General features: G+C 66.2%; 24 protein-coding genes and 1 tRNA gene. 21 read left to right on the plus strand and 4 right to left on the minus strand.

The window, feature by feature from the left end:
* Positions 1 to 8: 8 nt before the first annotated feature.
* The 8 genes from JS533_RS02980 (at position 9) to mltG (ending at position 7,649) form a co-directional block, all read left to right on the plus strand.
* Entirely contained in the window at positions 9 to 785 is a 777-nt protein-coding gene (locus JS533_RS02980) for an ABC transporter ATP-binding protein (protein WP_241513049.1), read from the plus strand.
* Between the two features lie 249 nt (positions 786 to 1,034).
* The gene (rpsD, locus tag JS533_RS02985; RefSeq protein WP_033495585.1) at positions 1,035 to 1,661 is read left to right on the plus strand and encodes a 30S ribosomal protein S4; all 627 of its coding nucleotides are present in this window, start codon (positions 1,035 to 1,037) and stop codon (positions 1,659 to 1,661) included.
* A gap of 112 nt (positions 1,662 to 1,773) precedes the next feature.
* Positions 1,774 to 2,448 (plus strand): histidine phosphatase family protein, encoded by a 675-nt coding sequence (locus JS533_RS02990; RefSeq protein WP_241513050.1) that lies wholly within the window; start codon positions 1,774 to 1,776, stop codon positions 2,446 to 2,448.
* Positions 2,449 to 2,554: 106 nt separating this feature from the next.
* Positions 2,555 to 2,950: a DUF948 domain-containing protein gene (locus JS533_RS02995; RefSeq protein WP_241513051.1), complete on the plus strand. Its 396-nt coding sequence runs from the start codon at positions 2,555 to 2,557 to the stop codon at positions 2,948 to 2,950.
* Positions 2,950 to 3,189 (plus strand): hypothetical protein, encoded by a 240-nt coding sequence (locus JS533_RS03000; protein WP_241513052.1) that lies wholly within the window; start codon positions 2,950 to 2,952, stop codon positions 3,187 to 3,189. Before JS533_RS02995 ends, JS533_RS03000 begins: the two co-directional genes overlap by 1 nt.
* A gap of 108 nt (positions 3,190 to 3,297) precedes the next feature.
* A complete protein-coding gene (gene alaS, locus JS533_RS03005) occupies positions 3,298 to 5,976 on the plus strand; it encodes an alanine--tRNA ligase (protein WP_241513053.1) in 2,679 nt (892 codons plus the stop codon).
* A 7-nt stretch (positions 5,977 to 5,983) separates the two neighbouring features.
* Positions 5,984 to 6,466 carry a Holliday junction resolvase RuvX gene (gene ruvX, locus JS533_RS03010; RefSeq protein WP_241513054.1) on the plus strand — a complete coding sequence of 161 codons (483 nt, stop codon included), beginning with the start codon at positions 5,984 to 5,986 and terminating at the stop codon, positions 6,464 to 6,466.
* The gene (mltG, locus tag JS533_RS03015) at positions 6,459 to 7,649 is read left to right on the plus strand and encodes an endolytic transglycosylase MltG (RefSeq protein WP_241513055.1); all 1,191 of its coding nucleotides are present in this window, start codon (positions 6,459 to 6,461) and stop codon (positions 7,647 to 7,649) included. The genes ruvX and mltG overlap by 8 nt, the downstream gene beginning before the upstream one ends.
* Here the strand turns inward: mltG and JS533_RS03020 are convergent.
* A complete protein-coding gene (locus JS533_RS03020; RefSeq protein ID WP_241513056.1) occupies positions 7,646 to 8,116 on the minus strand; it encodes a prepilin peptidase in 471 nt (156 codons plus the stop codon). The two genes, mltG and JS533_RS03020, sit on opposite strands and share 4 nt — an antisense overlap.
* A 51-nt stretch (positions 8,117 to 8,167) precedes the next feature.
* Here JS533_RS03020 and aroC point away from each other — a divergent pair, with 51 nt between their 5' ends.
* From aroC to JS533_RS03075, 11 genes are all read left to right on the plus strand, one after another.
* Complete coding sequence (gene aroC / locus JS533_RS03025; RefSeq protein ID WP_241513057.1) at positions 8,168 to 9,364, plus strand: chorismate synthase; 1,197 nt, start codon at positions 8,168 to 8,170, stop codon at positions 9,362 to 9,364.
* Positions 9,361 to 11,001, plus strand: a complete 1,641-nt coding sequence (locus JS533_RS03030; RefSeq protein WP_241513087.1) for a bifunctional shikimate kinase/3-dehydroquinate synthase — start codon at positions 9,361 to 9,363, stop codon at positions 10,999 to 11,001. Before aroC ends, JS533_RS03030 begins: the two co-directional genes overlap by 4 nt.
* 31 nt (positions 11,002 to 11,032) lie before the next feature.
* A complete protein-coding gene (aroQ, locus tag JS533_RS03035) occupies positions 11,033 to 11,488 on the plus strand; it encodes a type II 3-dehydroquinate dehydratase (protein WP_241513058.1) in 456 nt (151 codons plus the stop codon).
* A gap of 114 nt (positions 11,489 to 11,602) precedes the next feature.
* A complete protein-coding gene (locus JS533_RS03040) occupies positions 11,603 to 13,270 on the plus strand; it encodes a CTP synthase (RefSeq protein ID WP_241513059.1) in 1,668 nt (555 codons plus the stop codon).
* A 164-nt stretch (positions 13,271 to 13,434) separates the two neighbouring features.
* Complete coding sequence (locus JS533_RS03045) at positions 13,435 to 15,087, plus strand: L,D-transpeptidase (RefSeq protein ID WP_241513060.1); 1,653 nt, start codon at positions 13,435 to 13,437, stop codon at positions 15,085 to 15,087.
* A 288-nt stretch (positions 15,088 to 15,375) separates the two neighbouring features.
* A complete protein-coding gene (sufB, locus tag JS533_RS03050; RefSeq protein ID WP_051923850.1) occupies positions 15,376 to 16,830 on the plus strand; it encodes a Fe-S cluster assembly protein SufB in 1,455 nt (484 codons plus the stop codon).
* Between the two features lie 5 nt (positions 16,831 to 16,835).
* Positions 16,836 to 18,065 carry a Fe-S cluster assembly protein SufD gene (sufD, locus tag JS533_RS03055; RefSeq protein WP_241513061.1) on the plus strand — a complete coding sequence of 410 codons (1,230 nt, stop codon included), beginning with the start codon at positions 16,836 to 16,838 and terminating at the stop codon, positions 18,063 to 18,065.
* A gap of 41 nt (positions 18,066 to 18,106) precedes the next feature.
* On the plus strand, positions 18,107 to 18,886 hold the full coding sequence (gene sufC, locus JS533_RS03060; protein WP_241513062.1) for a Fe-S cluster assembly ATPase SufC: 780 nt from the start codon (positions 18,107 to 18,109) through the stop codon (positions 18,884 to 18,886).
* 155 nt (positions 18,887 to 19,041) lie between these two features.
* Entirely contained in the window at positions 19,042 to 20,313 is a 1,272-nt protein-coding gene (locus tag JS533_RS03065) for a cysteine desulfurase (protein WP_241513063.1), read from the plus strand.
* Between the two features lie 3 nt (positions 20,314 to 20,316).
* On the plus strand, positions 20,317 to 20,865 hold the full coding sequence (sufU, locus tag JS533_RS03070) for a Fe-S cluster assembly sulfur transfer protein SufU (RefSeq protein ID WP_241513064.1): 549 nt from the start codon (positions 20,317 to 20,319) through the stop codon (positions 20,863 to 20,865).
* A 75-nt stretch (positions 20,866 to 20,940) separates the two neighbouring features.
* A complete protein-coding gene (locus tag JS533_RS03075; protein WP_241513065.1) occupies positions 20,941 to 21,540 on the plus strand; it encodes a metal-sulfur cluster assembly factor in 600 nt (199 codons plus the stop codon).
* Between the two features lie 120 nt (positions 21,541 to 21,660).
* Here the strand turns inward: JS533_RS03075 and glgC are convergent, their stop codons facing one another.
* From glgC to JS533_RS03090, 3 genes are all read right to left on the minus strand, one after another.
* Positions 21,661 to 22,908 carry a glucose-1-phosphate adenylyltransferase gene (gene glgC, locus JS533_RS03080; protein ID WP_241513066.1) on the minus strand — a complete coding sequence of 416 codons (1,248 nt, stop codon included), beginning with the start codon at positions 22,906 to 22,908 and terminating at the stop codon, positions 21,661 to 21,663.
* Positions 22,909 to 23,061: 153 nt separating this feature from the next.
* The gene (locus JS533_RS03085) at positions 23,062 to 23,928 is read right to left on the minus strand and encodes a TrmH family RNA methyltransferase (protein ID WP_241513067.1); all 867 of its coding nucleotides are present in this window, start codon (positions 23,926 to 23,928) and stop codon (positions 23,062 to 23,064) included.
* Between the two features lie 95 nt (positions 23,929 to 24,023).
* A tRNA-Leu gene (locus JS533_RS03090) sits at positions 24,024 to 24,111 on the minus strand.
* A gap of 118 nt (positions 24,112 to 24,229) precedes the next feature.
* Between JS533_RS03090 and JS533_RS03095 the strand changes: the two genes are divergently transcribed.
* On the plus strand, positions 24,230 to 25,024 hold the full coding sequence (locus JS533_RS03095) for a 16S rRNA (uracil(1498)-N(3))-methyltransferase (protein ID WP_241513068.1): 795 nt from the start codon (positions 24,230 to 24,232) through the stop codon (positions 25,022 to 25,024).
* Between the two features lie 93 nt (positions 25,025 to 25,117).
* The gene (locus tag JS533_RS03100) at positions 25,118 to 25,456 is read left to right on the plus strand and encodes a histidine triad nucleotide-binding protein (RefSeq protein ID WP_241513069.1); all 339 of its coding nucleotides are present in this window, start codon (positions 25,118 to 25,120) and stop codon (positions 25,454 to 25,456) included.
* Positions 25,457 to 25,517: the final 61 nt, after the last annotated feature.

Raw genomic sequence — 25,517 nt, forward strand, 5'->3', positions numbered from 1 at the left:
TGGACGCGATGCTGGAGACCCATGACCTGACCCGCGAGTTCCGCCGCCGCGGCAAGCCGTTCGCCGCCGTCGACCATGTGAACCTGACCGTCGCGCCGGGCGAGTTCGTCGCGATCGTCGGCAGGTCCGGCAACGGCAAGAGCACGCTGCTCAACCTGATCACCGGGCTGCTGCGGCCGACCGGCGGATCGGTGACGGTGGACGGCCGCGACGTCGCCTCGCTCGACGACCGCGAGGCGTCCGCGATGCGCAACCGTACGATCGGATTCGTCACGCAGTCGGCCACGCTGCTGGCGAACCTGACGGTGCTCGACAACGTGATCCTGCCGGCGGCGATGGCGGGGGACGCCCTCCGCGACACGGACGGACGTCCCGATATGGACGCGACCGGGGACGCCGTCCCCTCCGCGTCTCGCGACGACGACATGCCGGACGTGATCGCGCCGGAGAGGCTCGACGACGATGATCCGCTGACGTTCCGCGCCCACGATCTGCTGCAATCGCTGCAGGTCGACGATCTGGCCGGCTGCTATCCCAAGGAGCTGTCCGGCGGCGAGATGCGGCGCGTGTCCATCGCCCGCGCGCTCATGAACCGTCCGAAGCTGCTGATCGCCGACGAACCCACCGGCGACCTCGACGCGGAAAGCACGGCGATCGTCATGCGTCTGCTGCGCGACGTCGCCGACGGCGGCACCGCCGTGCTCATGGTCACGCACGATCCGGACGCGCTCGCGTACGTCGACCGCACGCTGCGCATGGATCGCGGCCTGCTGTCCGAGGCGTGACCGGCGGCGCCGCGGCGGCGCGACGCGCGCTGTCCGTACCCCGTGTGTATAGTTGACGATTGGTGTGCGCCGCGAGGCCGCACTGTCTGGAGCCTTGGCCCATCAGCGGGTCGGCGACCGGGAACCGCACGGTTCCCCGCCGTTCGCGCTCGTTGCGGAAAAGCGCTGGAGAGGCTGGCTCAGCGCGCCGATCGCAGGATCGTCGCGCTTCCGTTCAGACAACGACAGAACAACAAAAGGAATAAACCAATGACGAACGTTCAGCGTTCCCGCCGTCAGGTGCGCCTTTCCCGCGCCCTCGGCATTGCACTGACCCCGAAGGCTCAGCGCATCTTCGAAAAGCGTCCGTACGCCCCGGGCGAGCACGGCCGCACCCGTCGCCGCACCGAGTCCGATTACGCGGTCCGTCTGCGCGAGAAGCAGCGTCTGCGCGCCCAGTACGGCGTGTCCGAGAAGCAGCTGCGCCGCGCCTACGAGGAGGCCACCCGCACCGCCGGCCAGACCGGCAACGCCATGCTGACCGACCTCGAGACCCGTCTCGACAACCTGGTCCTGCGTGCCGGCATCGCCCGCACCACCGCCCAGGCCCGTCAGTTCGTGGTGCACCGTCACATCCTCGTCGACGGCAACATCGTGGACCGTCCGTCCTACCGCGTCAAGCCGGGCCAGACCATCCAGGTGAAGGCCAAGAGCCAGACCATGGTCCCGTTCCAGATCGCCGCCGAAGGCGTGCACCGTGACGTGCTGCCGGCGGTTCCGGGCTACCTCGACGTGAACCTCGCCTCCCTGAAGGCGACCCTCACCCGCAAGCCGGAGGTCGAAGAGATCCCGGTGCAGGTCAACATCCAGTACGTCGTCGAGTTCTACGCTCGCTGATCTGGATTCCCTACCAACTGTAAGAATTTACAGCTTAAGGACATACATACGCACGAACGCCCCGTGGCCCAAAGGCCCGGGGCGTTCGTGTATTCCGGCTATATTGAAAACCATGATTCTGCATCTGCATCTGGTCCGCCACGGGCAGACCACGTTCAACCGCTACAACCGACTGCAGGGCTGGTGCAACTCGCCGCTGACCGAATCCGGCATCGCCGACGCCGACAAGGCCGGACACAAGCTCTCCGGCTATGACTTCGCCGCGGCGTACTGCTCGGACACCACGCGCGCCGAGATCACCGCCGCGCGCATCCTCGACATCAACGAGGCCGCCGGGCATGCCCGCCCCACGCTCGTTGCGGACATGCACTTCCGCGAGCAGTGCTACGGATACTTCGAAGGACAGGACATGTCGCTCGCATGGACGGCGGCCGGAGGCCCCCACGGCGCCAAGAACTACAACGACATCGTCGCCAAGTTCGGTCTCGCCGCCACGCGCGACTTCCTCAAGGAGGCCGACCCGTTCCACGATGCGGAATCAGACGAGGAATACTGGGCGCGCGTGGAAGGCGCGTTCGCGCTGATCGCCGCCAACCCGAACCTGAAGGACGGCGATGACGTGCTGCAGATCTCGCACGGCAACACGCTGCTCAGCCTCGCCCACCGTTTCGGCGGCGACGGCCTCGACCTGAGCGAACGGCCGGCCAACGGGTCGGTCACCGACATTGACTTCGACACGGACAAGCCGTTCCCCGAGGCGCTCACGATCACGCGATACAACCAGTGAACATCGGTCGGGCCGCATCATCCGGTTGCGCGCGTCGCGTCCGTTGGCTAGTGTTGTGCGGGTATTGTGTGCACGGGTAATGCCGTGATGCAGGAAAGAGGTTCTGATGGGTGTTGGAGAAATCGCCGGCCTGATCGCCGCGATCGCGTTCGCCGTGCTCGCGGGGTTCATGATCTACCCGCTGATCCGACTCGGCAAGCTGTTCGACCAGATCGCCGAAACGGTCAGGGAATCCGGCGAACATGCGATTCCGGCGCTCGACGAGGGCGTGACCACCGTCAGGCAGGTCAACAAGTCGCTCGAGGACGTCAACCGCATCTCCGCCGCGGCCTCCACCACCGCCAACAACGTCGGGGCGCTCACGGACCTGTACGGTTCGTTCCTCGGCAAGCCCATCATCAAGATCGCCTCGGCCACGTACGCGCTCAAATCCACGGCCCGTTCCTTCCTCGCGAAGCAGGGCGTCGGCGGCGCGAACGGCAACGCGACCAAGGGGGAGTGATGTTCAAACGAATCTTCTGGCTCGGGCTGGGCTTTGCTGCCGGCGTGATCGCCGTATCCAAGGCGAACGCCTACGTGAAGGCCAACACCCCCGATGCCATGCGCCAGTTCGTGCTCGGCCCAGACCAGGACCATGTCACCATGCGCACCCTCGAAGGGCTCGTCAACGAATTCAACGCGACCCGCCGAGCCCGCGAGGCTGAGCTCAACAGGACCTACACCGAACGCGCGGGCCGGTAGCCGCACGCCCGGTCGTCCACTTTCCGGCAAGCATCTATCGGACGGCAAACCACAACCATCCGGACGGCGCGAACGCGCTGTCCAACCACAAGGAGTCCAATCACACTTATGCGCACTTCAGAAATCGCGAAGCGCTACCTCGACTATTTCGGCAAGCACGACCACCTCATCGTGCCCTCGGCGTCCCTGATCTCGCCGAACCCGACGACCCTGTTCACCATCGCCGGCATGGTGCCGTTCATCCCGTACCTGATGGGCGAGCAGACCCCGCCCAAGCACCGCATGGCCTCCAACCAGAAGTGCGTGCGCACGCTCGACATCGACGAGGTCGGCAAGACCACCCGTCACGGCACCTTCTTCCAGATGCTCGGCAACTTCTCCTTCGGCGACTACTTCAAGGAGGAGGCCATCCACTACGCGTGGGAGCTGCTGACCACCCCGCAGGACCAGGGCGGCTACGGCTTCGATCCGGAGAAGCTGTGGATGACCACGTTCACCGACGACGAGGAAGCCCGCTCGCTGTGGAAGAACGAGGGCGTCGACCCCGAGCACATCCAGATCATGGGCATGGAGGACAACTTCTGGACCACCGGCGGCCCCGGCCCCGGCGGCCCGTGCTCCGAGATCTACGTCGATCGCGGCCCCGAGTACGGCGTCGAGGGCGGCCCGATCGCCGATGAGAACCGCTACATCGAGATCTGGGACCTCGTCTTCGAGAACTACGAGGTCGACAACGTCAAGTCCAAGACCGACCTGCACATCGTCGGCGAGCTCGAGAACAAGAACATCGACACCGGTGCGGGCCTCGAACGCCTCGCCTACCTGATGCAGGGCAAGCAGAACATCTACGAGACCGACGAGGTCTTCCCGGTCATCGAGGCCGCCGAACGCCTTTCGGGTCGCAAGTACGGCGAGGACGAGAAGGCCGACGTGAAGTTCCGCGTCGTGGCCGACCACGTGCGCTCCGCCCTCATGATCATGTCCGACGGCGTGCGTCCGTCCAACGTCGGCCGCGGCTACGTGCTGCGCCGCCTGCTGCGCCGCACCATCCAGGCCATGCGCGTGCTCGGCGTGACCGATCCGGTCATCCCGGAGCTGCTGCCCGTGTCCAAGGACGCGATGGTCGCCTCCTACCCGGAGCTCAACGACACGTTCCACGACGTGTCCGAAGCCGCCTACGGCGAGGAGGACGCGTTCCGCCGCACGCTCGACAACGGCATCCAGATCCTCGACGTGGCCGTGGCCAACGCGAAGAAGAACGCCGACCCGACCGTCTCCGGCGACGACGCGTTCACGCTGCACGACACCTACGGCTTCCCGATCGAGCTCACCCTCGAGATGGCGGCCGACCAGGGCGTCAAGGTCGACGAGGCGAAGTTCCGCGAGCTCATGAGCGAGCAGAAGTCCCGCGCCCGCGCCGACGCGCTCAAGAAGCGCCACAACGTGGATCTGTCCGTCTACGACGACTTCAAGAAGACGCTCGCCAAGCCGATCGACTTCCTCGGCTACACCGACTTCTCCGCGCGTGGCACCGTCATCGGCATCATGCAGGAAGGCAAGGGCTCCGTCCCGGCCGTCACCGCCCCGGCGAACATCGAGGTCATCCTCGACCGCACCCCGTTCTACGCGGAGGCCGGCGGCCAGCTCGCCGACCAGGGAGAGATCCTGTCCGACGACGGCGCGGTGCTCGAGGTCGACGACGTACAGAAGCCGATCAAGGATCTCATCGTCCACCAGTGCCGCCTGACCGAAGGCACCCTCGTGGTCGGCTCGCCGGTCAACGCGAACATCGACCTCGAGCGCCGTGGCGCCATCGCCCGCTCGCACACCGCCACGCACATGGTGCACAAGGCGCTGCGCGAGGAGCTCGGCCCGCAGGCCACCCAGCGCGGCTCCGAGGACGCCCCGAACCGCCTGCGCTTCGACTTCCAGTGGTCCAAGGCCCCGTCCAAGACCGTGATGAACGCCGTCGAGGCCCGCGTCAACGAGAAGCTGCGCGACAACCTGGCAGTCACCACCAAGGAGATGAAGTTCGACGACGCCATCGCGCTCGGCGCGATGCACCTGTTCGGCGAGAAGTACGGCGACGTCGTGCGCGTCGTGTCCATCGGCGAGGACGGCTGGAGCCGTGAGCTGTGCGGCGGCACCCACGTCGACCACGTCGGCAAGATCGGCATGGTCAACATCATGTCCGAGGCCTCCATCGGCTCCGGCGTGCGCCGCGTCGACGCGCTCGTCGGCCAGGGCGCATACGACTTCAACGCCCGCGAGCACGCGCTCGTCTCCCAGCTGAGCGACAAGCTCAACGCCCGCCCGGACGAGCTGGCCGAGCGTGTGAACACGCTGCTCGCCAAGCTCAAGGAATCCGACCGCCGTCTCGCCGCCATGTACGAGAGCCAGCTGGCCGCCGCCATGCCGGCGCTTGTGGCCGAGACCCGCGCGTCCGCGGCCCCGGTCAAGGTCGCCGCGAAGAACGTCGGCCACTTCGGCTCGTTCGACGCGCTGCGCAAGACCGTGCTCGACGTGCGCGGCCAGCTCGGCGACGAGGCGCCCGTTGTGGTGGCCCTTGCCGGCGTGTCCGAGGACGACAAGCCGATGGTCGCCGTGGCCACCAACGAGGCGGCCCGCAAGGCCGGCATCAAGGCCGGCGACCTCGTGCGCGGCGCGTCCAAGATCCTCGGCGGCGGTGGCGGCGGCAAGCCGGACTTCGCCCAGGGCGGCGGCGCCGACGCCTCGAAGATCGACGAGGCGGTCGCCGCGTTGAAGAACGAGGCGCTGAAGGGCTGAGCCGCCTGTGGTATGGCTCGGCGTTGATTTGGGTGATGCCCGGGTCGGACTCGCGTTGTCCGACCCGGAGCTCACCCTTGCGCACCCTGCGGGCAACATCAGGGTGTATGGTGATTCATTTCAGGCGTTGGACGACGTCATCGGCGTCATAGAGGACGAATCGGTGGAACGCGTCGTGGTGGGGCTGCCGCTGCAGCTCGACGGCACCGAAGGCAAAAGCGCCAAGAAGGCGCGCCGATGGGCGGCCAATCTGGCGCGCAGGATGCAGGACTACATCGACGCGGGGGAGTGCGCCGTCGCGCAGGTCCCCGACATTGTCCTGCTGGACGAACGGCTGACCACGGTCAGCGCGCACCGGCAGCTGCACGAGGCGCAGGTCTCCGGACGCAGGCATCGGCCGGTGGTCGACCAGCAGTCGGCGGTCGTGATCCTGCAGTCGGCGCTGGATGGCAACGAGTGGACGGAAGACGGGGAGAGAACCATTGGGTGAGGATCTCGAGCATTTTTTCTCTGATGAGGGAGCCGGGGACGACGCGCATGGCGACTTTTTCGCCCTGCCGCCGCAGCCTCCGGCATCGCGCAGCGAAATGCGGCGCAAACGAGAGCGCATCCGCCGCCGTCGGATGATCACCGCCGTCGCGGCCCTCGTCGTGGCCGTGCTGGTCGTCGTCATCGGCGTCGTCGGCATGGGCAAGCTCAAGGCATGGCGCGACGCGCGCGGCACCGATACGGCCGCGGCGGTGCAGGACTACAGCGGCCCGGGCGACGAGGACGTGACGTTCACCGTCTCGAGCGGCCAGGGCGCGGGCGAGGTCGGCGAAAACCTCGTCAAGGCCGACATCGTCAAATCGGCGGCGGCGTTCACCAATGCGGTCGCCTCCGTCGACGCCACGCTCTACCCGGGAACCTTCGCGCTCAAGACGCACATGAAGGCGTCCGACGTGGTCACGATCCTGTCCGATCAGAGCAAGGCCGGCGGCTTCCTTGAGGTCAGGCCCGGCGAGCGGCTCAGCGACGTGATCGCCAACGCCGCGGCGGTGGACGGATTCGACGCGGACGCGTTCAAGAGCCTGCTCGAGGGCGACGGCAGCGGCATCCTGCCGGCCGAAGCCGGAGGAAGCTTCGAAGGATGGCTCGAACCCGGCGCATACAATGTCCAGAACCGGGAGGCGGCCGACGTCGTCAAGGACATGGTCGACGCGCGCATCGCCAAACTCGACAAGCTCGGCGTGCCCACGGGCAGCGAACGCGACGACATCCTCAAGATCGCGTCCATCGCCGAGGCCGAGGTCAATTCCGAGGAATACTACGCCAAGGTCACCCGCGTCATCGACAACCGCATCGAACAGGGCATGACGCTGGGCATGGACACCACCGTCGCCTACGGACTCGGGATCAAGGCCAGCGAGCTGACCGACGCGCAGCTGTCCGACGAATCGAACCCGTACAACACGCGTGTGCATAAGGGACTGACGCCGACCCCGATCAGCAACCCCGGCGACAGCGCCATCAAGGCCGCGCTGAGTCCGGAGGAAGGCGACTGGCTCTTCTTCGTCACCGTCGATCTGAGCACCGGCGAGACCAAGTTCACCACGGGTACGCTGGACGAGCAGAACGCCCAGTTCCAGCAGTACGTGAACGAGTACAAGACCAACAACGAGAACGCGAACTAAAGCGCGATCCCGAACATCCCCGCGGCCAGGCCCGCAATCACGATCACCGGGGCGAACGGCACCTTGCCGGCGTACGGCGTATCGGATTGCGGGTCGAACCGTATCCAGAGCGTCATCCACGCCAGTCCCAGCAATCCCATCGCTAGCCACCAGACGATCATCGCATCCAGACCGAACAGGCCGACGGCGAGTCCCGTCATCAGCGTGCACGTCACGTCGCCGAATCCGAGCGCGCCCGGCCTCGCCAGCGCGAGCAGGCACTGCAGCACCGCCGCGACCATCGCGAACAGCACGGCCTGCGGCACGACGAACAGCGAGTTGACCGCCAGGCCGTAGACGACGTCGGCGATCAGCTGCGTCAGACAGCCCGCGGCGATCCACGCGCGCGGCACGCGTCGGCGGCGCACGTCTTCGGCGCCGACCGCCAGTCCACAGAGCAGACTCGGCAACATCGCAAGGTAAGGCATACCGCTACAATAGCCCGCAGTTGACGACGACAAGCAAAAGGAGAGTACGGTATGTTGCGCTGGCAGACGGCGGGCGAATCGCACGGCGAAGCACTGGTGGCGATGATCGAGGGGCTTCCGGCCGGGGTCGAGATCCGCACGGACGACGTCGTGTCCGCTTTGGCGAGGCGCCGCCTCGGCTACGGCCGCGGCGCGCGCATGAAGTTCGAACAGGACAAGGTGCGCCTGCTCACCGGCGTGCGCCACGGCTCCACGCTTGGCTCCCCGGTCGCCATCGAGATCGCGAACACCGAATGGCCCAAGTGGACCGAGGTGATGAGCGCCGACCCGCTCGACCATGATCTGCCGCGCGAGGGACGCAACGCGCCGCTGAGCCGTCCGCGCCCGGGCCATGCCGACCTGACCGGCATGCGCAAGTACGGCTTCGACGACGCGCGTCCGGTGCTCGAACGTTCCAGCGCGCGCGAGACCGCGTCCCGCGTCGCGCTCGGCGCGGTCGCCGCGAAGTTCCTCGAACAGGCCGCCGGCATCCGCACCGTCGCGCACGTGCTGTCCATCGGCGGCGCCGGCGTGGACGAAACCGCCGCGGACCGCGTGCTGCCGACACCCGACGACGTGGCCGCGCTCGACGCGTCCCCGGTGCGCACGCTCGACAAGGCCGCCGAGGAGCGCATGATCCGTCGCATCGACGAGATCAAGGCCAATGCCGACACGGTCGGCGGCGTGATCGAAGTGATCGCGTACGGCGTGCCCGCGGGACTCGGCACGTACGTCGAATCCGACCGTCGCCTCGACGCGGCGCTGGCGTCCGCCGTCATGGGCATCCAGGCCATCAAGGGCGTGGAGATCGGCGACGGCTTCCTCGAGGCCGTGCGCCCGGGTTCCGCCGCGCACGACGAGATGGTGCCCGGCGACGACGGCCGCATCACCCGTCTGACCAACCGCGCCGGCGGCATCGAAGGCGGCATGTCCAACGGCGAGCCGATCCGCGTGCGCGCCGCGATGAAGCCGATCCCGTCGATCCCGCGCGCGCTGCGCACCGTCGACGTGGCCAACGGCGATGCCGCGCAGGCCATCAACCAGCGGTCCGATTCGACCGCCGTGCCGGCCGCGTCCGTCGTGGCCGAGGCGATGGTCAGGCTTACGCTCGCGAAGTTCGTGCTCGAGAAGTTCGGCGGCGACAGCGTGACCGAAACCCGGCGCAACATGGAGTCCTACCTCGCCTCGTGGCCGGAGCACATGCGATGAGCGATGCCGGCACGCAGCATCCCGTGGCCGTCATCATCGGCATGATGGGCGCGGGCAAGACCCGCGTCGGCCGCGAGGTCTCGCAGATGATGGGACTGCCGTTCAAGGACGCCGACATCGAGATCGAGCACGAGGTCGGCATGACCATCCCCGAATACTTCTCGCAGTACGGCGAACCGGCGTTCCGCCAGGTCGAAAGCGACCTGATCCGGCGCACGCTGGACGGTTTCGGAGGCCTGTTCGCACTCGGTGGCGGAGCCCCCATGACCCCCGCCACGCAGGACGCGCTGGCCGACTACATCGACGGGGGAGGCCGGGTGATCTACCTGCAGGCCGATCCCAAGGAGGCCATGGAACGGGCCAACCGCGGCGGCGGACGCCCCATGCTCGACGGCGGCGACGCCGACGCGCGCTGGATGCGCCTGTACGAGCAGCGCGACCCTGTGTTCGACCGGATCGCCAACGTGCATGTGCGCACGCACGGCTCCACTCCCCAGATGGCCGCAAGAAAGGTGATGAACATGATCGAGGAACGCGTCGTGCACGTCGGGGTCGTCTCGGCGGACGACTACAACGTGCGCATCGGCGAAGGCGCGATGAACCATCTCGCCCCCATGCTCGGCGACAAGCCGGCGCGCATCGCTCTGATCCACACCCAGCCGGTGCAGCGGCACTCCGACCGGGCCCGCGCCCTGCTGCGGCAGGCCGGCTACGAGGTCTCCGACATCGTCATCCCGGACGCGGAGGCGGGCAAGACCGTCACCGTGGCCAACGGCGTGTGGGAGCGGCTCGGCGCCGAAGGCTTCACCCGCTCCGACGCGGTCGTGGGCGTGGGCGGCGGCGCGGCCACCGATCTGGCCGGATTCATCGCGGCCACATGGATGCGCGGCATCCGCTACGTGAACTGTCCGACCTCGTTGCTGGCCATGGTCGATGCCTCCACCGGCGGCAAGACCGGCATCAACACCGCGGCCGGCAAGAACCTCGTCGGCTCGTTCTACACGCCCGCCGGCGTGCTCGCCGACATGACCACGCTCGCCTCCCTGCCCAACGACATCTTCATCGAGGGCCTCGGCGAGGTCGCCAAATCCGGCTTCATCTCGGACACCGAGATCCTGCGCATCCTGGAGGGGCACGCGGCCGAACTGCGCGCCTTCGACGGCGCATCGTTCCTCGGCACGCCGCTCGAGGATGTGGTCGCCGAACTCATCGAACGCACCGTGCGCGTCAAGGCGAAGCACGTGTCCGCCGATCTCAAGGAGGCCGGACTGCGCGAGTTCCTCAACTACGGCCACACGATGGGACATGCGATCGAGAAGATGGAGCACTTCCGCTGGCGGCACGGCAACGCGGTGGCCGTCGGCATGGTGTATGCGGCCGAACTGGCCTGCCTGCTCGGCCACATCGACCGGGACCTCGTGGACTACCACCGTTCGCTGCTCGCCTCGCTCGGCCTGCCGACCTCGTGGAACGGCGGCTCGTTCGACGACGTGCTCGCGATCATGCACCGCGACAAGAAGGCCCGCGGCAACAAGCTGCGCTTCGTCGTGCTCGACGGCGGACCCGGCCGCATGATGCATCTCGACGATCCGCCGGCGGACGCGGTCGAAGAGGCGTTCCGCCGCATCCAGCACTGAATCCGTCGTCATCCCCGTCAAAGGAGCAACCATGACCAAAGTGATCGTCGTCAACGGACCCAACCTCGGCCGTCTCGGCGTGCGCCAGCCCGACGTGTACGGCCGGCAGGATCTCGAGGAGCTGCGTCGCCTATGCACCACGTGGGGCGCCGAACTCGGCCTCGACGTCGAAGTGCGTCAGACCGACGACGAAGCCGAGATCATCCACTGGATGCATCAGGCAGCCGACGAGAAAACGCCCGTGGTGATGAATCCGGCCGCGTTCACCCACTACAGCTACGGGCTTGCGGACGCCGCCCACATGGTCGGCGACGCCGGCCTGCCGCTCATGGAGGTGCACATCTCCAACCCGTCCGCACGCGACGAGTTCCGCAAGCGTTCCGTGATCAGCCCGGTCGCCACCGGCACCATCACCGGTCTCGGCTTCTACGGCTACAAGCTCGCGCTCGAAGCGGTCGCGCACATCCTCTCCGAACGCGGGGAGTGACGTAAGGCGGACCGCCACGTCGGCCGCTCGTTTTTGGGCCCGTCCGTTCCACGCAACGGACGGGCCCATTGCGTGAACACGCCCGGTCACATGCGGATGATAGGATGGAATTCCATGGTTAGAAGACAACATGGCAATTCCCAAGAACACGTCACCAAGCATATCTTCGTCACCGGCGGCGTCGTTTCCTCACTCGGCAAGGGCCTGACCGCCTCTTCGCTCGGCCGCCTTCTGCGCAGCCGCGGCATCCACGTTCTTCAGCAGAAGCTCGATCCGTACATCAACGTGGACCCGGGCACGATGAACCCGTTCCAGCACGGCGAGGTCTACGTGACCGAGGACGGCGCCGAGACCGATCTCGACATCGGCCACTACGAGCGCTTCCTCGACGTCTTCCTCTCCCAGAAGGCGAACGTCACCACCGGCCAGATCTACCAGGAGGTGCTGCGCAAGGAGCGCGCCGGCGAATACCTCGGCCAGTGCGTGCAGGTCATCCCGCACATCACCAACGAGATCAAGTCCCGCATGCGTGCCCAGGCGGGCGACGACGTCGACGTGATCATCACCGAAATCGGCGGCACCGTCGGCGACATCGAATCCCAGCCGTTCCTTGAGGCCGCCCGCGAGGTGCGCCGCGACCTCGGCGCGGAGAACTGCATGTTCGTGCACGTCTCCCTCGTGCCGTACATCTCCGCCGCCCACGAGCTCAAGACCAAGCCGACCCAGCACTCCGTCATGATGCTGCGCCAGCTCGGCATCACCCCGGACGCGCTCGTGCTGCGAAGCGACCGTCCGCTCAACAAGTCCATCAAGGACAAGATCTCCCTGATGTGCGACGTGGACGAGGAGGGCGTGGTTAACTGCGTGGACGCGCCGAGCATCTACGACGTGCCGAAGATCCTGTTCAACGAGGGCCTCGACGCATACGTCGTGCGCGAGCTCGGACTGCCGTTCCACGACGTCGACTGGGACGAGTGGGCCGATCTGCTCGAGCGCGTGCACCATCCGAAGCACGAGGTCAACATCGCGATCGTCGGCAAGTACATCGACCTGCCGGACGCGTACCTGTCCGTCACCGAGGCCATCAAGGCCGGCGGCTTCGCCAACTGGGCCAAGGTCAACGTCAAGTGGGTCGCGGCCGACAAGTGCGAGACCGAGGAGGGCGCGGCCGCCGCGCTCGACCAGGTCGACGGCATCGTGATCCCGGGCGGCTTCGGCATCCGCGGCATCGACGGCAAGATCGGCGCGCTCAAGTACGCGCGCGAGAACAAGCTGCCGGCGCTCGGCCTGTGCCTCGGCCTGCAGTCGATGGTCATCGAATACGCCCGCCACGTGCTCGGCATCGAGGACGCGAACTCCACCGAATTCGAGCCGGAGTGCGCGAACCCGGTCATCGCCACGATGGAGGAGCAGAAGGACATCGTCGCGGGCCACGGCGACATGGGCCACACCATGCGTCTCGGCTCCTACCCGGCCGTGCTCGAGGAGGGCTCGCTCGTCGCCGAACTGTACGGCACCACGCACGTGACCGAACGCCACCGCCACCGCTACGAAGTGAACGTGGCCTACAAGGACCGCCTGCGCGAGGCCGGCCTGCGCATCTCGGGCCAGAGCCCGGACGGCGAGCTCACCGAGTTCGTTGAGCTGCCGACCGACGTGCACCCGTTCTACGTGGCCACCCAGGCCCACCCGGAGTTCAAGTCCCGCCCGACCAAGCCGCACCCGCTGTTCGCCGGGCTCGTCAAGGCCGCGCTCGACCATCAGGCCGACCACCAGCGCTGAGCGTAGGCGGGACCGCACGGCGGGATGGGGCGTGATATATATCACGCTCAGCCGATAACGAACCATGCCCATGGATTCCCTTGGAATTCATGGGCATGGTGCATAATGATGGGCAACGCGCATGAGCGCGGGCAGTAATACACAGAGAATGAACAAGAGTTCGCATGAGCAACAATAACGGACAGTCCAACAACGGGTTCCCCCAGCGCGGCAACACCGGCGCCGGATCGATGGCGTTCGCCGCGGACGGCGAGTCGACCGCGGTGCTGCGTCCCATCAGCCTGGACTCGTTCGCCGCTCCGATGTCGGCGGACGAGATCAGAAGCATCGAACGCGCGCCCAGGCGCCGTCTGGTCTGGCCGTGGGTGCTCGCCGCCATCATCGCGATGCTGGCGGCGGTCGCGGGCGGCGCCTACTGGTTCTTCCAGTCGCACGCCCTGCCCGGCGTGACGTTGTGGGGCAATTCCGTCGTCGGCAAGTCGCAGTCCCAGATCGCCGACGACATCGACGCCGCGGTGGCCAAGTCCAGCGTGACCGTCTCATACAACGGCAACACCGCCAAGATCACGCTCAAGGATCTCGGTCTGAGCGTCGACTCGCAGGCCATCGCCAACGAGGTGCTGAGCGCCAAGCGCGATGACGCATGGTGGCAGCGCTACGCGTTCTGGATCACCAAGGACGTGAGCACCGAACCGGCCAATCCGGCCGCGGCGGACTCCTCCGAACTCAACAGCCGACTGTCCATCAGCGAGGTCAAGCCGGTCGACGCGCAGGTGACGCTCAACGCCGACAAGAACGGCTTCGAAACCGTCGCCGGACAGCAGGGACAGGGCGCCGATCCCGAGCCGGTCGCCAAGGCCGCGGTCGCGCTCGTCGAAACGCTCGGCGCGAACGAGTCGAAGACCATGAACGTGGAGCTCAAATCCACCGATCCGGCCGTCACCGACAAGATCGCCGAACAGGCCAAGGCCACGCTCGACAAGCTCGTCAAGAACCCCGTGACGCTCAAGATCGGCGACCACACCATCGCGACCCTCGACGCCAACGCGCTGGCCGCGGCGTCCACCGTCAACGCGAACGAGAACGCCAAGCTCGCCACCGGAGAAACCCGCGACGGATACGTCGTGTTCAGCGCGGACAAGCTCCAGCAGTACTACGAGAACAGCATCAAGCCGACCTTCAACACCAAGCGCGAGGATCGCGAAGTCATCGTCAACAACAACGACGAGGAAATCAAGGTGCTCAAGGAAGGCCATGACGGCATCTCCATCACCGACGGCGCGGACGCGAACATCGGCACGGACGGGGCGACGCTGCTCGCCAACGGCGGCGGCTCGCTCGACGTGCAGGGCAGCATCGACGCGATGAAGACCAAGACGACCAAGCGCCACGTCGTCGTCGATCTGTCCGACAACAAGGTGTATGCCTACGAAAACGGCAAGCTGATCCGCACGATGAGCATGTCCGCCGGCCAGGGCAACGACCGCAAGACCGGCGAATGCACCGGACAGGACCTGTGCACGCCGACCGGCGACTTCACCATCTGGCTCAAGTACGAATCGCAGGACATGAGCGGCAACCTCACCCTGTCCGACGGTTCCACTGAAAGCTGGGACGTCAAGGGCGTGGGATACGTCAACTACTTCTCGCACACCGGCTGCGCGATCCACCGCATCGCCACGAAGACCGCGATGAACGACGCACAGGTCGCCGCGCTCGGCAACACCTCGCATGGCTGCGTCGGCATCGGCTGGGATCAGGCCGAATGGTTCTACAACTGGGCCGTGTACGGCACAAGCGTGCACGTGCAGGTGTGACGCCGGACCCGTTGCGCGCGGATAGGCGCGGCGGCGGGTACGGGATCCACGACGAACGGGGCGGAACGGCCGCAATGGCCGACGCCCCGTTCGTCGCATATCGGCCGTGACGACGTGCGTCCGGAGGCCTGTCGGCAACATCACGTCCGATGCCGGCCAATATACAGCCCGCCGGCTAGTGTTTCGCGACGGGTTCTGTTAGATTTACCTAGGTACTTTGTGAAGTCGATTGGAGGGAAGCGTACGGTGAGCGAAAACCAAGCGCCAAACGCCGCGGCTGACGTGGAGATGAGCCAGTATGTGGCCGATCGCGCCCGCGTCAACGAGGAGAAGATCAAACAGGATGACGAGATCATCCAGCAGTTCGGCGACTACAGCTACGGCTGGCATGATTCCGACGCCGCCGGCGAGGCCGCCAAGCGCGGCATCGACGAGAACGTCGTGCGCGCCATCAGCGCCGACAAGGGAGAGCCGCAGTGGATGCTCGACATGCGTCTGCGCGGATTCAAGGCGTTCCTCGACAAGCCGATGCCCGACTGGGGCGTCGACCTGAGCGGATTCAACGCCGATGATTTCAAGTACTACGTCAAGCCGATCGACAAGCAGGCCAAGACGTGGGAGGAGCTGCCGGACGACATCCGCTCCACCTACGACCGCCTCGGCATCCCGGAGGCCGAAAAGAAGCGCCTCGTCTCCGGCGTGGCCGCCCAGTACGAGTCCGAGGTCATCTACAACTCCATCCAGGAGGACCTGAAGAAGCAGGGCGTGATCTTCGTCGATACCGACACCGCCGTGCGCGAATACCCCGACCTCGTGCGCAAGTACTTCGGCACCGTCGTCTCCCCGGAGGACAACAAGTTCGGAGCGCTGAACACCGCCGCATGGTCCGGCGGCTCGTTCGTCTACGTGCCGAAGGGCGTGCACGTCGACATCCCGCTGCAGGCGTACTTCCGCATCAACACGCCGGCCATGGGCCAGTTCGAACGCACGCTCATCATCGCCGACGAAGGCTCCTACGTGCACTACGTCGAAGGCTGCACCGCGCCGATCTGGTCCGAGGACTCGCTGCACGCGGCCATCGTCGAGATCATCGTCGAGAAGCACGCCCGCGTGCGCTACACCACCGTGCAGAACTGGTCGAACAACGTGTACAACCTCGTCACGCAGCGCGCCTACGTGCGCGAAGGCGGCACGATGGAATGGGTCGACGGCAACATCGGCTCCAAGGCGACCATGAAATACCCGGCCTGCATCCTCGCCGAGCCGTACGCCACGGCGTCCACGATGTCGCTCGGCTTCGCCGGCAAGGGCCAGTACCAGGACACCGGCGCGAAGATGATCCACCTCGCCCCGCACACCAAGTCCACGATCGTCGCCAAGTCGATCTCGCGCGGCGGCGGCCGGTCCGCCTACCGCGGCCTCGTCAAGATCGTCGACGGCGCGTACGGCTCGTCGAACTCGACCGTGTGCGACGCGCTGCTCGTCGACGACTTCAGCCGCTCCGACACGTACCCGCATGTCGACGTGCGCGAGGACGACGTGACGATGGCCCACGAGGCGACCGTCTCCAAGGTCTCCGAGGACCAGCTGTTCTATCTGATGAGCCGCGGCCTCGAGGAGAAGGAGGCCATGGGCATGATCGTGCGCGGCTTCGTCGAGCCGATCAGCCGCGAGCTGCCGATGGAGTACGCGCTTGAACTGAACCGCTTGGTCGAACTGCAGATGGAAGGATCGGTGGGCTGATTCCCATGGCATCGAATACTGCTGAACTCAACATTCCCGTCGCGGATCCGAACGACCCGTACGCGATCCCGGCCGCCATGCCGTCGAGCGCCGACAAGGAGCCGCGCTCGTTCGACGTGGCCGACTTCCCCACGCCGACGAACAAGCAGGAGGACTGGCGCTACACGCCCCTCGACCGCATCGCCGAATTCTTCGACGTGTTCAAGCCGAGCGGCGAGACCACGCTGGTCATCTCCAACGTGGACGGCACGCCGGTCGACCCCAAGCATGTGACCGTCAGCCAGACCAGGCTCGGCGAAGGCGGCTCCGGAACCGTGTCCAAACCGAACGACCGCGCGTCCGTGGTCGAGTGGAACTCCGGCCACACCGCCACCATCATCGAACTCAAGGGCGAACTGCGCCAGCCCGTGCTCATCCGCGTCATCGGCGGCGGCGAGGACCTCGACGCGCTGCACCTGACGATCGTCGCGGCCGACGGCACGCACGGCGACGTCGTCGTCGAGCACAACGGCACCGCGCGCCTCGCCGAAGGCGTCGAAATCACCACCGGCAAGGACTCCCACGTCTCCGCCACGTTCATCCAGGAATGGGACAAGGGCTCCAAGCACGTCGGCAACCACCGCATCCACGTGGGCGAGAACGCCTCGCTGCGCCACTCCGTCGTCACGCTCGGCGGCAGCGTCGTGCGCATCCGCATGGACCAGGACTTCGGCGGCCCGCAGGGCGACCTCAACATGCTCGGCATCTACTTCGTCGACCCGGGCGAACACATCGAACACCGCACGATGGTCGTCCACAACCATCCCGAATGCAAGTCGCGCGTGGTCTACAAGGGCGCGCTCGACGGCAAGGACGCACACTCCACGTGGGTCGGCAACGCCCTGATCGCGCCCACCGCGCCCGGCACCGACTCCTACGAGCTCAACCGCAACCTCGTGCTCACCCCCGGCGCGATCGCCGACTCCGAGCCGAACCTCGAGATCGAGAACGGCAACATCATCGGCGCAGGCCACGCCAGCTCCGTCGGCCGCTTCGACGACGAGGAGCTGTTCTACCTGCAGTCGCGCGGCATCCCCGAAACCGAGGCGCGCAAGCTCGTCGTACGCGGCTTCTTCGGCGAACTCGTCGAGGAGATCGGCGTGCCGTCCGTCGCCCAGCACCTCATGGACGTGATCGACCGCCGCCTCGCGCGCGGCGAGGATGCGGCCATGCAGGCCGTGCTCGAAGACAAGTAACCCATACCAGACTTTTCATCCGTCAGTAACAGGAGAATCCAATGTCCACTCTGGAAATCAAGGACCTGTACGCCTCCGTCGAAACCAAGGAAGGCCGCAAGCAGATCCTCAAGGGCGTGAACCTGACCGTCAACTCCGGTGAGACGCACGCCATCATGGGCCCCAACGGCTCCGGCAAGTCCACGCTCGCCTACACGCTGGCCGGCCACCCCAAGTACGAGGTCGATTCGGGCGAAGTGCTGCTCGACGGCGTCGACATCCTGAAGCAGACCCCGGACGAGCGCGCCAAGGAGGGCCTGTTCCTCGCCATGCAGTACCCGGTCGAGGTGCCGGGCGTGTCGATGACCAACTTCCTGCGCACCGCCAAGACCGAGATCGACGGCAAGGCCCCGGCCATCCGCACGTGGACCAAGGAACTGTCCGAGGCGATGAAGCGCCTGCGCATGGACCCGAAGTTCGCCACGCGCTCGGTCAACGAGGGCTTCTCCGGCGGTGAGAAGAAGCGCGCCGAAGTGCTCCAGCTCGAACTCTTGAAGCCCAAGTTCGCGATCCTCGACGAGACCGACTCCGGCCTCGACGTCGACGCGCTGCGCATCGTGTCCGAAGGCGTGAACCGCGCCAAGGAGGCCAACGACTTCGGCATCCTCATGGTCACGCACTACACGCGCATCCTGAAGTACATCAAGCCGGACATCGTGCACGTCTTCGCCGACGGCCACTTCGTCAAGACCGGCGGCCCGGAGCTGGCCGACGAACTCGAGGAGCACGGCTACGACGCCTACCTGCCCGAAGGCGCCGACTCCGAATCCGCGCTGGCATAAGTAGTCACGTTCGGTGACCGCGTGCGGCCGGGATGTTCCATTCCCGACACGCTCCGGGCCGCTCGGCCAAGCCATACGGTCGTGAACGGAACATCCCGGCCGCACGCTCGCGTATGCGGAACATCGCATTTATTGGACTGACTAAGGGGAACATATTGGTGGATTTTGCAGCGATTCGGGCGCAATTCCCGATTCTGGACCAGGAGGTGCACGGGCATCCGCTCGTGTACCTTGACTCGGCCGCGACGTCGCAGAAGCCGCAGTGCGTGATCGACGCGGAGGCCGAGTTCTACCGTACGATCAACGCGGGCGTGCACCGCGGCGCGCATGAGCTGGCGGCGCGTTCGACCGTGGCGTTCGAGGAGGCCCGTGCCAAGGTCGCGCGTCTGGTCGGCGCGAACGCCGAAGAGGGACGGGAGGAGATCGTCGTCACCGGCGGCGCGACGGCGGGCCTGAACCTGCTGGCCACCGCGTTCGGCAACGCGAGCCTGGGCCGTGGGGGAGAGGCGGCCAGGCGGTTCGCCCTCAAGCCCGGCGACGAGATCGTGGTCTCGAAGGCGGAGCATCATTCGGTGCTGCTGCCGTTCCAGGAGCTGGCCTATCGCACCGGCGCCACGCTCAAGTGGTTCGATCTGACCGAGGACGGCCGCATCCGCTCCGACACGGCCGACGAGGTCATCACCGAGCGCACCAAGGTCGTGGCGGTCACGCACGTGGGCAACACCACCGGCGCGATCACCGACATCGCGCCGATCGTGCGCCGCGCCCACCAGGTCGGCGCCGTGTTCATCCTCGACGCATGCCAGTCGGTGCCGCATCTCAAGGTCGACTTCCACGCGCTGGACGTCGACTTCGCCGCATGGAGCGCGCACAAGATGTACGGTCCGACCGGCGTCGGCTTCTTGTACGGCAGGCGCGAGCTGCTCGAGGCGCTGCCGCCGGCGAACTTCGGCGGCTCGATGGTGGAGCTCGCATGGATGGACCAGCCTGCGCAGTACATGGAGCCTCCGGCGCGCTTCGAGGCCGGCACGCAGCCGGTCGCGCAGGTCGTGGCCGCGGGCGTGGCCGCCGAATGGATGATGAACATCGGCATGGAGAATGTCGAGGCGCATGAGAGGACGATCGCCGCCGAACTGCTCAAGCTCGGCGACATCGACGGCGTGCGCATTCTGGGGCCGCGCGAGAACGTAGACCGCATCGGCACCGTTGCGTTCGACGTGGCCGGCGTGCATCCGCACGACGTCGGCCAGTTCATCGACGCGCAGGGCATCGCCATCCGCGTCGGCCACCATTGCGCGCAGCCGGTGCACCGTCACTTCGGCCTGTACGCGTCCAACCGAGCGTCGAGCGGCGTGTACAACAGCGTCGACGACGCGGCGGCACTGGTCGAGGCCGTGTCGCAAGTCCGTCCGTTCTTTAAGGTGTGATGCATGAACGATTTTGGCATGAGCGGCGATGATCTCGAACAGATGTATCAGGAGGTCATCCTCGAGGCCGCACGCGATCCGCATGGCAAGGAATCCTTCGCGCCCGACCTCGCGTCGGAGGACAGCGCGTCGGCGGGAGACTCCACGATCCGCGCCAGCCACGAATACTGCACGCCGGGTGAATCCCACCAGTTCAACCCGACCTGCGGCGACGAGGCGACCGTGCACGTCGAGGTCTCCGACGCCGAACCGCACCGCATCGAGCGTCTGGTCTGGGACGGCCACGGCTGCTCGATCTCGCAGGCGAGCCTGTCGGTGATGGTCGACCTGTGCGCCGGCAAGACCGTGGACGAGGCGATGGAACTGTTCCGCGACTTCCATCAGCTGATGGAATCGCGCGGCGCGGGGCTGGACGACGAGGCCAAGGAGGAGCGGCTCGAGGACGCGGTCGTGTTCCAGGGCGTCTCCAAGTACCCGATGCGCATCAAATGCGCGCTGCTCGGCTGGGAGGGCATGCGCGACTCGGTGGCCAAGGCGCTGGCCGCGAAATAACGGCTTCGGCTTCCCTCAGGCGAGGGGAGCCGGAGTATATTGAATACGAATGTTCCGTATAACGTCTGGAGTGATATGAGCGACAATCTGGTGCCCGAACCCGAACCGTCGGTGTTCGATGCGGTGAACAAGGTGCTGGGCGACGAGGAGGCCGCTCGTCGCGTGATGGCCAACCCGAATCTGGCCGCGGGCTTCCCGAACGGGCGTCCCGCGCCGGTCCCGTCCGCCGATGCGGACGGCGACGTTGAGATGTGCGCGTGCGGCCGTCATCCCAAGAGCGAATGCGGCCACGGCGACGAACACAGCAGCGAGGACGACATCCCGCTCAAGGCCGTCGACGAGATCGGGCGCGCCACCGCGGCCGACGTCAAGGAGGCGCTGCATCAGGTCATCGATCCGGAGCTCGGCATCGACGTGATCGATCTTGGCCTCGTCTACGGCATCGAGATCGACGAGCTGGGACGGGCGATCATCACGATGACGCTCACCACGCCGGCATGCCCGCTCACCGACCTGATCGAGGACGAATGCGCGAGCACGCTGGCCGGCTTGGTCGAGGAGTTCCGCATCGACTGGACGTGGCAGCCGCGCTGGACGATGGACAAGATCACGCCGGAGGGTCGCGAACAGCTCGCCGCGCTCGGCTTCAATTTCGACAACATGCCGCAGTACTGATCGCTTGTCCACGATCGCGCACGGATCGTGGACGCGGGATGCGATCGGACGGCGTTCCCTCAACAATCGAAGCCCCGACCATAATGGCCGGGGCTTCGTCATATCCGTTATGCGAGCCGATCAGTCGTCGACGATGGTGCCCTTCGGCACGACGGTGATGCCTTCCGGCGTCACCGTGAAGCCGCGCGCCAGATCATGCTCGGTGTCGATGCCGACGGTCGAGTTCTCGGTGAGCACGACGTTCTTGTCGAGGATCGCCTTGTACACGCGCGCACGACGGTTGATGACCACGTTGTCGAACAGCACGGAGTCGACGACCTGCGCCCACGAGTGGATGCGCACGTTCGGCGAGAGCACGGAATGGTGCACCTCGCCGCCGGAGACGATCACGCCGGGGGAGACGATCGAGTCGGTCGCGTGTCCCAGGCGGTCGCGTCCGGCATGCACGAACTTGGCCGGCGGCAGCGTGCCGGAGTTCGTGTAGATCGGCCATGCCTGGTTGTACAGGTTGAACTCGGGCACGTAGGCGATCAGGTCCATATGCGCGTCGTAGAACTGCTTGATGGTGCCCACGTCGCGCCAGTAGGCGTGATCGGTCTCCGTGGACCCCGGAATGACGTTCGTGTTGAAGTCGTACACGCCGGCCTCGCCGCGGGCCGCGAAGTACGGGGCGATGTCGCCGCCCATGTCGTGCTTGGTGTCCTCGGCCTTCTCGTCCTTGGCGAGCGCGTCGAACAGCGCGTCGGTGTTGGCCACGTAGTTGCCCATCGAGGCGAGGAACGAACCCGGATCGTCAGGCAGGCCCTCGGTTGTGGCCGGCTTCTCCTGGAATTCGCGGATCTGGTTCGGATGGTCCGGATCCACGCTGATCACGCCGAACTGGTTCGACTGCGCGAGCGGCTGACGGATGCCGGCGACCGTGAACTCGGCGCCGGATTCGATGTGCTGTTCGACCATCTGGCCGAAGTCCATGCGGTAGACGTGGTCCGCGCCGACGATCACGACGATGTCGGGCTGGACGTCCTCGATGATGTTGATGGTCTGGTAGATCGCGTCGGCGGAGCCGAGATACCAGTGCTTGCCGAGGCGCTGCTGCGCCGGGACGGGGGAGACGTAGTTGCCCAGCAGGGAGGAGAAGCGCCACATCTGCGAGATGTGGCGGTCAAGCGAGTGGGACTTGTACTGGGTGAGCACGATGATGTGCCGGTAGTCGGAGTTCACCAGGTTGCTCAGCGGGAAATCGATCAGACGGAACACGCCGCCAAAGGGCACGGCGGGCTTCGCCCGGTCACGGGTCAACGGCATCAGGCGAGTTCCCTCACCGCCGGCTAGGACGATGGAAAGAATCTTTTGCTTGTTTTTCGCCATCTGATGCTCCTCTCTTGGGTCTTAAGCGTCTTGCGACACCGAACTTCTGTGCGTCCCACGCTTCTTCGCATGGCCTGACACACCTAATACTTGCACAAATTCGGCGACACGCAAGGCAGCCGCGCGGGCATGTCGGCAAGTTTCGATGACTTTTCAGCGAATTCTGGTCGAATAGAAGGCGACGGCGCTGGAGGCGGCCACATTGAGCGAGTCGACGCCGTGGCTCATGGGGATCTTCACCGTCAGATCCGCGTTGGCGATGGTGTGCCGGCTCAGTCCGTCGCCCTCGGTGCCGAAGATCAGCGCAAGACGCCCGATATGGTCGGGCTCGGACGCATCGTTGTCCAGACGGCGGACGAGTTCGTCGAGGCTGATCGAATCGTCGGTCAGCGCCATCGCCACCGTGGTGAAGCCGAGATCGTGCAGCTGCCTGAGCCCGTCGAACGGCCAGGCGTGCTTCGATTCCCCGCCGATGCGCGTCCACGGGATCTGGAACACGGTGCCCATCGACACCCGGGCGGCGCGGCGGTACAACGGATCCCCGCAGGAGGGGGTGACCAGCACCGCGTCCACGTCGAGCGCGGCGGCCGATCTCATGAGCGCGCCCACGTTCGTGTGGTCGACGATGTTCTCCATGACCGCGATGCGGCGGGCGTCGCGGCACACGTCCTCCACGCTCGGCAGCGGCCATCGGCGCATCGCCGCAAGCGCGCCGCGGTGCAGACGGTATCCGGTCAGCTGCTTGAGCTGTTCGGGGGAGGCGACGTAGACGGGCACGTCGTCTCCCCAGTGTTCGTCCACGTAGGCGAAGGTGTCGGCCATGCCGTCGATCCACGGCTGTTCGACGAGCAGCGAGATCGGTTCCCGTCCGGCGGCCAGCGCACGGTCGATGACCTTGGGGGATTCGGCGATGAACAGGCCCTTGGCCGGCTCGAGGCGGTTGCGCAGCTGCATCTCGGTGAGGTTCGTGTAGGCCGCCACGCGTTCGTCGTCGATGGAGTCGATGGGGATGAAGCGCATGGCATGACCTTTCTGATCATCGGGCATAGTGCGGGCACCGGCCTGGTGTCGTGTGCGGATACAAGAAAACCCCGTGTTTCCACGGGGTTTGCCGGTGTCCGAGATGGGACTTGAACCCACACGCCTGTATAAAATAGGCACTAGCACCTCAAGCTAGCGCGTCTACCATTCCGCCACCCGGACAGGGTGTTGTTTGAAGCAACGTGTAGATACTTTACCAGTGATCGACAATGCGTCAAATCATAGGGGCTCCACGGCGTGTCGCAAAGTATGGCGCTGGTTTTGTGTACGCTGGTGAGCCATGACGAATCCTCTTTTCCTGCTCAATCCGTCCCAGGACGACGTGCCGGTGAACAGCGACGAACTCAACACCGGCTGGAAGATCACCCTGCCGGCTTCGGTCAGACGGCATGCCCTTCAGGCCATGCGACTGTCGGACGGCGACGAGCTCGACCTGTCCGACGGCCGGGGCCTGCGCATCCGCGCCGTATTGTGCGACGCGGCCAACGCGATGGCCGAGGTGCTGGAGGTCGGCAGGGAGCCGCGGCCGGTCACGCGTCTCGCGCTCGTGCAGGCGCTGGCCAAGACCGGCCACGACGAGCAGGCCATCGACATGGCCACGCAGATCGGCGTCGACCGGGTGGTCCCGTGGCAGGCGGACCGTTCCATCGCCAAATGGAAGGCGGGACGCACCGACAGGAAATGGTCGCAGACGCTGGCCGCGGCGACCGAACAGTCGCGCCGCGCATGGATCCCGGAGCTGGCCGAATGCGCGACGAGCCGGCAGATCGTCGCCGACTGCCGCCGTGCATGCGTGCACGGCGATCTGATGATCGTGCTGCATCAGGACGCGACCGACACGTGGGACGGCATCGAGCGTCGCGTGCGCGAGCTGGCGGACCGCTGCGTCGAGGACGGGCGTCCGCGCACCATCAGCGTGATGGTCGGTCCCGAGGGCGGCATCAGCGATGCGGAGATCGACATGTTCAAGGATGCCGGAGCGCAGGTGTGCGTGCTCGGGACGAACATCCTGCGCGCCGCCACGGCCGGACCGGTGGCCCTCTCCCTGCTGGCGCGGGCGCTGGGCCGGTTCTAGCCTCCCGATGGGCGGGGCGGGCAAATGACATGCCCGCGCAATAGCATGGAGCCAGCGCACAGCGCAAACCCAAGGACGCTACGAAGGAGCGACATGAGCGAGTCACAGGACTGCCTGTTCTGCAAGATCATCGCCGGGGAGATCCCCAGCACGAAGGTGTACGAGGACGAAACCGCCTACGCCTTCAAGGACATCAATCCCAAGGCCAAGGTGCATGTGCTGATCGTGCCGCGCAGGCACTATGCGAACGTCGCCGAACTGGCCAAGGCCGATCCGGCCGAACTGGCGCACATCGCCGAAGTGGCTCAGTCCATCGCCGACAAGGAATTCCACGGCGCGTACCGGCTGGTCTTCAACACGGGACTCGACGCGGGGCAGACCGTCTTCCACGTCCACGCCCACGTGCTGACCGGCGAGAAGCTGGACGAGTAACGGCCCCGATGCGGCGGGAGGGGATCATTCCTCCCGCCGCGCCGGCCTCCGGTCCGACAAG

The organism is Bifidobacterium amazonense (genome assembly GCF_018555435.2).
GTDB classification, from domain to species: Bacteria; Actinomycetota; Actinomycetes; order Actinomycetales; family Bifidobacteriaceae; genus Bifidobacterium; species Bifidobacterium amazonense.